Annotated in this window: 2 protein-coding genes; both read left to right on the top strand. The window is 62.8% G+C overall.

What is annotated here, in order from left to right:
• Nucleotides 1-757: hypothetical protein (locus PSV43_RS18270; RefSeq protein WP_300200687.1), on the top strand; the 757-nt coding region annotated here is incomplete at its 5' end.
• 106 nt (nucleotides 758-863) lie between these two features.
• Nucleotides 864-2,447: an aldehyde dehydrogenase (NADP(+)) gene (locus PSV43_RS18265; RefSeq protein WP_300200685.1), complete on the top strand. Its 1,584-nt coding sequence runs from the start codon at nucleotides 864-866 to the stop codon at nucleotides 2,445-2,447.
• Nucleotides 2,448-2,578: the final 131 nt, after the last annotated feature.

The following is a 2,578-nucleotide window of genomic DNA, read 5'->3' as shown; positions in this document are numbered from 1 at the left end:
GCCTCTTGTCTTTGCATGGATGACGAGTTGCTCGTCGAAACCGAAGCTCGTCATCAGCGGCAGCCTTGGCAAACATGCCCTGAAGGACAAGACCCTTGCCGTGGGCGGCTTCACCGCGCAGGATCTGATGACCTACCCCGGCCAGACGGCGGAGGCCGCCATCATGAGTGATGCGGGACTGGCGCTGCAGCATCGGTTCAAACGATCACGCGTGCTGACGGCGGAGGCCGCCTGGGCAGCCGCCGGAGCACCGCCCAAGAAATTCAGCCCCCGCGTGCCGGTGGGGCTCGGCAGGAAACTCACCCCAGATTTCATCCGCAAAACGCGCGCCCATGGCATGGATTATCTGCTGTGGATCGATCTGCTCGACAACACCGTGGAGAACGGCAGCAGCCAATGGACTTTCACCTACACCGAAACCTCTTCCTGCACTTGCAGCAGGAAAGATGGAGCGACATGCAGCCAGAGTTCCTGCGGCAGTTCCTGCCGTGGTTCATGCTGCCAGACGACCCGCACGGTCACGGAATACAACAGCTCCTCATCCGCCACGCGCAGCTTGAAGGCTAGCTATTCGTTGATCGACACCGCATCCGGCAAGTCCGTCTGGCGTGCCGATGTCGCTCTGGTCAGATCGAACCATCGCATCGCCGAATCTGATTCCAGCTATCCCGCCACGCCCAAGACTCCCTTGCCGCCCACGGAATCGGACCTCATGAAACGGATGACCACCGCCGCCATTGGCAAGCTGCCGAAGTGAGGAGCATTGCCGGGTGTATGGAGTACCGAAGGCGCGGAAGTTCACCCTTCTGACCACGCACGAATGCTGGACGAAACGGCATTTCTCTCTAGAAACTCCCGCAACCATGACACTCACCGGACATCATTACATCGCGGGCCGCGAGGCGGCTCCCCACGGCTCTCTCTTTCACGCCTTCAATCCCAACACCAGCGCCCAGCTTGAGCCTGCCTTTGGCGATGCCTCCCACGCCGAGGCCGATGAAGCCATGCAGGCTGCGGACGGTGCCTTTGATGCGCTGCGCTTCGCGACACCCGAGACCCGCGCGACTCTTCTCGATACCATCGCCGATGAAATCACCGCCTTGGGAGATGCACTCATCGAGCGCGCGCATGCCGAGTGCGCGCTGCCCATCGCCCGCCTCACCGGCGAGCGTGGCCGTGCCATTGGCCAGCTCAAACTCTTCGCGGCACTGATCCGTGAAGGCTCCTGGGCCAATCCCTGCGTGGATCATGCTCTCCCAGACCGCCAGCCCCTGCCGAAGCCGGATGTGCGCCGCGTGATGATGCCCATCGGCCCCGTGGTCGTCTTTGGCGCCAGCAATTTTCCCTTCGCCATCGGCGTCATCGGCACGGATTCCGTCTGCGCCCTGGCATCCGGCTGCCCCGTCGTCGTCAAAGGTCACCCCGCACATCCCGGCACCTGCGAGATGCTCGCGCGTGCCGTGCTGGCCGCCCTGCACAAAGTAGGCCTGCCTGCGGGCTGCTTCTCGCTGCTGCATGGCAAGTGCAATGACATCGGCACCACGCTGACCAAGCACCCCCTCACACAAGCCGTCGCCTTCACCGGCTCCCTGCGTGGTGGTCGTGCGCTGATGGACGTGGCCGCTGCCCGTCCGCATCCGATTCCAGTCTATGCCGAAATGGGTTCGGTGAATCCCGTCTTCGTTCTGCCAGGAGCGCTCAAGGAGCGTGCCTCGAAAATCGCTGAAGGCTATGTGGGTTCCGTCTCGATGGGCGTGGGTCAGTTCTGCACAAATCCCGCCGTCGTTCTCGGCCTGAAGAGCGACGATTTGAACCAGTTCATCAGCAACGCTGCCGCCCTCGCCGCCAAAGTGGCCCCGCAGACGATGCTGCATCGCGGCATCTGCGAAGCCTACGACGCCGGTACCGCCGTGTGGCAGACGGTGAATGGCCTGAAACTGGTCGGTCAGTCGGAAACTCCCTCCAGCGAAACCGCCTCCCAGGCAGCCTGCCGCATCTTCACCACGAACATCGACGTGCTGGAAGCCAACGAAGAGCTGCGCCGCGAAGTCTTCGGCCCCTGCTCCATCATCACGCAATGCGACACCCTCGAAGACATGCTGCGCTATGCCAACAGCCTCGACGGCCAGCTTACCGCCACCCTTCAAGGCACCGAGCAAGATCTGCGCGACTTCGCCCCGCTCATCCGCGTGCTCGAGCGCAAGGTAGGCCGCATCGTCTTCAACGGTTTCCCCACCGGCATCGAAGTCTGCCCCTCCATGCACCACGGCGGCCCATATCCCGCCGCCAGCCACAGCTTCTTCACCAGCATCGGCACCGGCAGCATCTACCGCTTCGTCCGTCCCGTATCCTACCAAGGCTTCCCCGAAGAAGCCCTTCCCGAACTGCTCAAAGACGCCAACCCACGCGGCGCCATGCGCATCGTGGACGGCGTCATGACGCGGTAAGGAAAAAAGTACTCTTGAGCTTCAGCTCAATCCGGAAAGCCCCGCCCCGCCCACAGCATGGCGGTGCCCGACGGAGAAAGTACTCTTGAGCTTCAGCTCAATCCGGAAAGCCCCGCCCCGCCCACAGCATG

Origin of the sequence: Prosthecobacter sp., from assembly GCF_029946185.1 — a bacterium.
Taxonomy (GTDB): Bacteria; Verrucomicrobiota; Verrucomicrobiia; order Verrucomicrobiales; family Verrucomicrobiaceae; genus Prosthecobacter.
The sequence above is the reverse complement of the archived record's forward strand: the minus strand, read 5'-3'. Positions and strand labels throughout refer to the sequence as shown.